At 59.3% G+C, this 7,366-nt stretch carries 6 protein-coding genes; all 6 read right to left on the minus strand.

Annotated elements, in window-relative coordinates:
• Positions 1–230: 230 nt before the first annotated feature.
• The 6 genes from ACTO5E_RS09360 to metG all read right to left on the minus strand — a co-directional run bounded on the left by ACTO5E_RS09360 (position 231) and on the right by metG (position 6,678).
• Positions 231–1,652, minus strand: coding sequence for an MBOAT family O-acyltransferase (locus ACTO5E_RS09360; protein WP_482303177.1), 1,422 nt, complete (start codon positions 1,650–1,652; stop codon positions 231–233).
• A gap of 30 nt (positions 1,653–1,682) precedes the next feature.
• Positions 1,683–2,510 carry a TPM domain-containing protein gene (locus ACTO5E_RS09365; protein ID WP_482303178.1) on the minus strand — a complete coding sequence of 276 codons (828 nt, stop codon included), beginning with the start codon at positions 2,508–2,510 and terminating at the stop codon, positions 1,683–1,685.
• Positions 2,511–2,915: 405 nt separating this feature from the next.
• On the minus strand, positions 2,916–3,068 hold the full coding sequence (locus ACTO5E_RS09370; protein WP_482303180.1) for a hypothetical protein: 153 nt from the start codon (positions 3,066–3,068) through the stop codon (positions 2,916–2,918).
• Positions 3,069–3,110: 42 nt separating this feature from the next.
• Positions 3,111–3,755, minus strand: a complete 645-nt coding sequence (locus ACTO5E_RS09375) for a TatD family nuclease-associated radical SAM protein (RefSeq protein WP_482303181.1) — start codon at positions 3,753–3,755, stop codon at positions 3,111–3,113.
• A 39-nt stretch (positions 3,756–3,794) separates the two neighbouring features.
• A complete protein-coding gene (locus tag ACTO5E_RS09380; RefSeq protein ID WP_482303183.1) occupies positions 3,795–4,619 on the minus strand; it encodes a TatD family hydrolase in 825 nt (274 codons plus the stop codon).
• 79 nt (positions 4,620–4,698) lie between these two features.
• Positions 4,699–6,678, minus strand: coding sequence for a methionine--tRNA ligase (gene metG, locus ACTO5E_RS09385; RefSeq protein ID WP_482303184.1), 1,980 nt, complete (start codon positions 6,676–6,678; stop codon positions 4,699–4,701).
• Positions 6,679–7,366 lie beyond the last annotated feature (688 nt).

The following is a 7,366-nucleotide window of genomic DNA, read 5'->3' on the forward strand; positions in this document are numbered from 1 at the left end:
CAACACCCCCCCAAACCGCGACCACAAGCTTAGCGGTTCCCTCCCACCAGCGCTGGCGTGCCAGCGCGCCTCGCGAACCGGGTCCAGCGTCACGCTGGCTGATACCAACAAACCCCCAAACCGCGACCACAAGCTTAGCGGTTCCCTCCCACCAGCGCTGGCGTGCCAGCGCGCCCCGCGAATTGGGTGCAGCGTCACGCTGCCGCGAATTGGGTCCAGCGTCACGCTGGCTAGAAGCGCCAGTAGAGGAAGACGTTGTTGGTGGTGTCTACCAGGAGGATGGTGACGGCGGCGAGAAGGCCCAGGCAGAGAACAGCAGAGCCGGCGCGTCCCGCAATGTAGAGGACGTCGTTGGAATCTTCAAAAAAGAACTTCTTCACCCGGGGCAGAAGAGGCAGGCTGAACGCCACAGAGCCAGCCACCAGGAACAGGTTGTTCAGCAGCGAGGCCCAGGTGATGGGGTCCCAGAAGGGAGCTGCGCTGGTGATCATGCCAACCCCTGTGATGTTGAGGAAAAACTGCCCCAGCTGGCCCAGGTCCTCAAAATAGAAAATGCCGAAGCCAATCACAATAACCAGCTTGCTGTAAATGTGCTTCCACCAAATAGGCCAGCGTTTGATGCGCTTTTTGCCCAGCTTTTGCTCAAAGAAAATGAAACACCCAAAGTAAAGGCCCCAGATCATATAGTTCCACGCCGCGCCATGCCATACGCCGGTGCAAAACCATACCAGAAACAGGCTGAGGTATTTGCGGTTTTTTCCAAAAATGGGGACATACAACAGATAATCCCGGAAAAAGGAGCCCAGAGAAATGTGCCAGCGCTGCCAGAATTCGGCAATGGTCTTGCAGGCAAAGGGATGCCGGAAGTTCTCGTCAAAATGAAACCCGAACATGCGGCCCAGTCCAATGGCAATGTCAGAGTAGCCGCTGAAGTCAAAGTAGACATACAGCGAGTAGACAATCACCGTGTACCAGGTGCCAAGCACCGAAAGGCCTGTGATGTCCTGGCCGAAAAAGCTGTCTACAATGCCCCAGAGATTGTTGGCCAGAATAACCTTTTTGCTCAGCCCCACAATCACCCGAAGGGCCCCGTCGCTCAGGTCGGTGAGGGTGACGCTGCGGTTTTCCACTTCCTCCTCTATGGTGCTGTAGCGGACAATGGGGCCGGCAATCAGCTGGGGGAACAGGGACAGGTACAGCAAAAAACGGGTCCACCGGCGTTGAACGGCAACCGTCTCCCAGTAGCAGTCCAGCACATAGGAGATGGCCTGAAAGGTGAAAAAGCTGATGCCAATGGGCATGCGGATGCTGGGCACAGGCAGGCCCAGGTGGGTGAGAGCGTTCAGGTTCTCTACTAAAAAGCCGCTGTATTTGAAAATCACCAGCAGCAAAAGGTCAACGGCAATGGCCCCTGCCACCACAGCCCTGGCTCCCGGGCCCCCGCGAAAACGTTGGATCAGGATGCCGGCCCCCCAGTTCAGCAGAGAGCTGAACAGCAGAAGGAGAATCCACAGGGGCTCGCCCCAGGCGTAGAACAGCAGAGAGAAAACAATCAGCACCACATTCTTTGCGGGCAGGCTGCGGGCCAGAAAATAGCTGACCAGGCAGAGGGGAAGAAAGCAATATATAAAAAACAGGTCGGCAAATACCATGTGACTGCCTCCTTGACGGACAGGACTCTTTTATTTCCACTTGGAGCTGCTGCGGGTAGAATGCTTGATGTGAACCGTGGGGTGGCTCTCGTGCAGGGTGACATTGCTGCGGGCAGGGGTAATCACCGGGTTGCGCCGGTGAACGCTGCGGCGGTTTCTGCGCAGACCGCCCTGGCGGCTCAGCACAAAAAAGCCCAAAGCTCCCAGCGCGGCCAGAATCCCAACGCCGACCCCCACCCACAGCAGCACAGGGGCCCCTTTCTTTTCCGGCTCTTTCTCAGAGCCGCCGGCCTGAACCTCCTCCGGGTGCTGGGCAAAGTAGCCCTCCGCCTGGTCTACGGCTGCGGCCATGAACTTTGTCACACCCGCGCTGTATGCGCCTGTGCTGAAGTCCGGCTCCAGATGGGCGTCCAGCAGGGTCTTCAGGGTCTCGGTGGTAAAGCAGCGCTTCAGCCCCTCGCCGGCCACCACCAGGTAGTCGCCCCCAGCGCCGTCGGCCACAGCCAGAGCCAGCAGAACCCCCCGGCTCTGCCCGCCCCCTACCTGCCAGCTGTCCATGACAGAGCGCAGATAGGCCACCCGCTGGGCGTAGTCGCCGGCAGGCAGATTCTGAACCGTCATAACTACCAGCTGCGCACCGTAACGCTGCTGAAGGTCAACGCCCTTGGCGAGAATATCCGCCCGGGTGGGCTCGTCCAGAATGTTCGCCTCGTCATAATAGTAGAACTCCTGCCAGGGCTGGGGAATCTGAGGGGACTGAGCGCAGGCAAAGGGCTGAATCCCTATACATATAGACGCGGCCAGAAGCAGAATGGTCACAGCGAATTTTGAAAAATGCCGGTGCATGGGAGCTGTCATGGCTCGCTTCCCCTTTCGTGTTGAATTCAGTCGAAAGAACAGTGATATTGTACCCCTTTTTTCGCTCTCTGTCAACCCTGTTGGGCGTGAGAAAAGCTCACGACAGACCGCGCAAAAGCAGGCGGTGGGTGAAAGCTGGGATGAAAGGGGCTGCGTCAGCCCGGCCTCTGTTTGAGAGGGCCGGTCATGACAAAAACGGGCATGAGACTTGGCAAAGCGGCCAGCGGCCTGATTTTGCCAACAAAACCGCCAGGGAGGCAGAAAGGGAGGAGCCGCGCCTGACAGCCGCACCGGGCAGACCAGGCCTCTCAGGCCAGAATCCGCTGAAAAAAGAAAGCCGGACAGGTCCCGCTTGAAAGCATGCCGCCATATTTTCAAGCAGACCGGGTCCGGCGTTCTTTTTTCTTAAGGTTTTGTGGGGGCCGCGTCTTCCGTGCGGCATACCCGGCGGGGCTGGCCCAGGCCGGCGTTTTCCGCGGCTCCGTCCACAGGAGCGGCGCAGGCGGCCAGCAATGCCGAAAGCAGCAGCGCGGCGGCGGCGCGCAGATAATTCCTCATGGAGGCCCTCCTCTCAGGAAGAATCCTCCATTAGCATGCGCCTCAGTCAGAGATATATTCCCGCACATGCAGGTCCGCCCCCACGCTTTCCGCCAGCTGGCGGCAGGCCTCCTGCTCCGCCTTGGGCATGGTGCTCACCACGGTCATGCGCACATGGGGCACATTAAGCACCGCCGTGGCCGTAAAGCGCAGAATAGCCGGCAATGCCTGCAGCCCGAACCGGCTGTGGCAGAGGCGGTCGTAGCCCTCGGGGGTGCTGGCGTTCAGGCTGACAGAAACCGCGTCTACCCGGCCGTCCAGCTCCAGGGCCGCGCTGCGGCCGGTGAGCAGGTTGGCCAGGCCGTTGGTGTTGATGCGGATAAAATGGGAGCCGTCGGCCTTGATTTTGTCGCAGAGCCACATCATGTCGTCCCACCGGCAGGCGGGCTCGCCATAGCCGCAGAATACGATCTCCATGTACCGGTTCAGCTCCCGCTTTTGCAGCTGGCCCCAAATCTCCTCGCGGGTGGGCTCGCCCCCCTGATACCAGAGATTGTTGGTATACAGACTGCCGGAGCTGTTCTGCCGCAGGCAGAAGTCGCAGCGGTTGGGGCACTGGTTTGTCATGTTGATATACAGGTTGCCCTCATATTCATAGGTTACGCTGGCCCCGTACAAAAGGCCGTTTTCATTCTTCTCATGTTCCATAGCAATAGACTCCCATCGTAGGCAAGCGCGCTACGTTTCTCAGTAGATGTGTGTCACCGGCGCCTGACGCCGGGAATGCTGGTCCAGGCGGAAGAGCCGGCGGATGTTTTCGTTGGAGGCTTCCAGAATGCTCTCCGTGGTCTCCCCCCGCAGCTGGGCGATTTTCTCCGCCACCAGGGGGATATAGGTGGAATCGTTGCGGGTGCCCCGGTGGGGGTCCGGGGTCATGTAGGGGGCGTCGGTTTCCAGCAGCAGGCGGTCCAGAGGGAGCTCTTTGGCTACCTCCACAATCCTGCGGGCGTTTTTAAAGGTGACCGCCCCGCCAATGCCAATATACATGCCCATGTCCACCAAAGAACGGGCCATCTCCACACTGCCGGAGAAGCAGTGCACCACCCCCTGAGGGCGGTACATTTTCAGCAGCTCCATAATGTCCGAGTGGGCGTCCCGGTCATGCACGCACACGGGAAAGCCCATCTGATTGGCCAGCTCCAGCTGGGCGGTGAACACCTGAATCTGCCGGTCCCGGGGGGCGCTGTCCTTCCAGTGGTAGTCCAGGCCGATTTCCCCCACGGCCACCGCCCCCCCTTCCAGCCAGACCCGCAGGCAGTCCACCCAGTTTTCGGGCAGGGCCCCGTCAATCTCCTCCGGGTGAATGCCCACCGCGGCGAAGACATAGGGGTTCAGGTCGGCCATGCCCATGGCTGCGGCGCAGCTGCGTATGCGGGTGCCCATGTTAATGACACAGCGCACGCCGCCCAAGGGCAGGGTGTTCTCCAAAAGCCAGCTCCGGTCTTCATCAAAGGCCGCGTCGTCATAGTGGGCATGAGAATCATAAATTTCATAAGGACGTTCTGCGGGCATACCGTCCGCCCCCTTTCCATATTCCATGGCTTCATGAGCCGCCTGCGGGGCCATGGCCGGAACCTATCGCTGTAATCTGTTATCGGACCTTGGAGCCGGCCGGAATACCATCGGCAAAAATGACCTTCACGCCCTCGCCGGCGTCCGCCGCCAGAATCATGCCCTGGCTCTCCACCCCGCACAGCACGGCGGGGCGCAGGTTAGAGACCAGAATGACATTGTGCCCCACCAGGTCCTCGGGCTTATACCACTGGGCAATGCCAGAGGCCACGGTGCGCAGGTTGGCGGTGCCGTCGTCCAGGCTGAGGCGCAGCAGCTTTTTGGCCCGCTTCACCGGCTGGCACTCCACCACCTTGGCCACCCGCAGGTCAACCTGAGCAAAGTCCTCAATGCCGATTTTCAGGGTCTCCTGCAGCTGCCGGCCCAGCTGCACCCGGCTCTCCATGTCCGGCTCCGGGGCGGAGGCCGCAGCTTTTTCCAGGGCATATTTTTCCTCCAGCCGGGCATAGACCTGGTCGATCTCCTGGCGCTGGAACAGAATCTCCGGCACAGCGGTCACCTTGCCGCCCTTGGTGGGATAGTTGCGGGGCTTGTCCAGCTGCTCCCAGGGCAGGGGGACCGTGCCCAGCTGCTGGAGAATGGAGACCGCGGTGTCAGGCATAAAGGGGAACAGCAGCGTGGCGCCGGTACAGATGGAGTCCACCAGATTGTACAGCACGGTGGAGAGCCGGGCGTACTTGAAGGTGTCCTTTGCCAGCTTCCAGGGGGCGGTCTCGTCAATATACTTGTTGCACCGCTTGAACAGGTTGAAAATTTCGGTCAGGGCCCCGGCAGTGTGCAGCTGGTCCATTCTGGCCGCAGCCTTGTCCCGGCAGGCGGTAACCACGTCCCGCAGGTCCTGGTCGCAGTCCTCCTCCACCCGGCAGTCCTCCACATTCCCGTCAAAATATTTGTTGACCATGGAGACGGTGCGGTTCACCAGGTTGCCCAGCACATTGGCCAGGTCGCTGTTGGTGCGCTCGTTCACGCTCTCCCAGGTAACGTCGCCGTCCGTGTCAAAGGGGAGCTCCCGCAGCACATAGTACCGCACAGCGTCCACATCGAACACGTCCACCATATCGTCGGCATAAAGCACATTGCCCGCCGACTTGCTCATCTTGCCGCCGTCCATCATAAACCAGGGGTGGCCGAACACCTGCTTGGGCAGAGGCAGCCCCAGGGCCATCAGGAAGATCGGCCAGTAGATGGTGTGGAAGCGGGTGATGTCCTTGCCAATGACATGCAGGGCCGCGGGCCAGTACCGTTCAAAGAGAGGCCCATGCTCCCCGTCGCAGTGGTAGCCGATGCCCGTGATATAGTTGGTCAAAGCGTCCAGCCACACATAAATCACATGCTGGGGGTCAAAGTCCACCGGCACCCCCCATTTGATGGAGGTGCGGGTGACGCACAGGTCCTGCAGGCCGGGGAGAAGGAAGTTGTTCATCATCTCGTTGCGCCGGGAGACAGGCTGAATGAAGTCGGGGTGGGCGTTGATGTGGTCGATCAGCCGCTGGGCGTAGTTGCTCATTTTGAAGAAGTAGGCCTCCTCCTTCTCCTTGCGGGGCTCCCGGCCGCAGTCGGGGCACTTGCCGTCCACCAGCTGGCTCTCGGTGAGAAAAGACTCGCACTCGTCGCAGTAAAGGCCCTCGTAGGCGCTCTTATAGATGTCCCCCTGGTCGTAGAGCTTTTTGAAAATCCTCTGCACCTCTTTCACATGGTACTCGTCGGTGGTGCGGATGAAGTGGTCGTAAGAGAGGTTCATCAGGTCGAACTGGCCCTTGACAACGGCGGCGGTGCCGTCCACAAACTCCTGGGGGCTGACGCCCTGCGCCTGGGCCTTCTGTTCGTTTTTCTTGCCGTGCTCGTCCGTGCCTGTCTGAAAGTACACGTCATAGCCCTGCATCCGCTTAAAGCGGGCAATGGCGTCGGCCACCACCGGGTCGGCCACATTGCCGATGTGGGGCTTGCCCGAGGTGTATGCGATCGCGGTGGTGATATAGTAGCTTCCTTTGGGTTCCATAGTGTTCCTCCGTGATAGGGTAATGTTTTTGGTCTGGTTGGTTCTGCCCTTTACCAGCGCGGGGGCATTCGCCTGGAAAAGCGGTTTGCCCTTATCATTGCCAAAATCTGCGTCAAGCCCGTCTCCTCCTTCAAAAAACCTTGTCAGCGGACAAACAGCGCGGAAAAAACCGCACCCATCATAAGCAGGGCCAGCAGCCCGGCCACAATGCGGACGAACAGCTTCCGTTTACGGTCAGAATCTCGCATAACATCCTCCCAAAATCCCATACCAATCTACAATTCACACTATTTTACCACCTTTTCCCTCATTTGTAAACCCCCCCAGCGTGACGCTGGACCCAATCCGCGGCAGCGTGACGCTGCACCCGATTCGCGGGGAGACTGAGAGCGAACAACTAGGCCACTGGTCGCGGCTTGCTACTTTCTCGTTATCATATAGTATAGCATTGCCCCCAATTCCCGGCAGCGTGACGCTGCACCCGGTTCGCGGGGGTACTGAGAGTGAACAACTAGGGCTTGTTTGAAAATAGAGGAAATGACGGAATTTTGACCAGAAGCGGTCAGCTTCCAGGAGAAAACCGCAAGGAATACTTGCGTATTACGAGGATTTTCGACGCAGGAGATGGCTGCTTCTGGGTAAAAAGACGACGTTTTCGATTTTTCAAACAAGCCCTAGCGTTAGCACC

Source organism: Acutalibacter sp. (assembly GCF_056800975.1).

What these genes read in the sequence shown, in the direction of transcription:
- ACTO5E_RS09360 (WP_482303177.1), bottom strand. Translation starts at nt 1,652, where the DNA reads ATGGTATTTGCCGACCTGTTTTTTATATATTGCTTTCTTCCCCTCTGC.
- ACTO5E_RS09365 (WP_482303178.1), bottom strand. Translation starts at nt 2,510, where the DNA reads ATGACAGCTCCCATGCACCGGCATTTTTCAAAATTCGCTGTGACCATT.
- ACTO5E_RS09370 (WP_482303180.1), bottom strand. Translation starts at nt 3,068, where the DNA reads ATGAGGAATTATCTGCGCGCCGCCGCCGCGCTGCTGCTTTCGGCATTG.
- ACTO5E_RS09375 (WP_482303181.1), bottom strand. Translation starts at nt 3,755, where the DNA reads ATGGAACATGAGAAGAATGAAAACGGCCTTTTGTACGGGGCCAGCGTA.
- ACTO5E_RS09380 (WP_482303183.1), bottom strand. Translation starts at nt 4,619, where the DNA reads ATGCCCGCAGAACGTCCTTATGAAATTTATGATTCTCATGCCCACTAT.
- metG (WP_482303184.1), bottom strand. Translation starts at nt 6,678, where the DNA reads ATGGAACCCAAAGGAAGCTACTATATCACCACCGCGATCGCATACACC.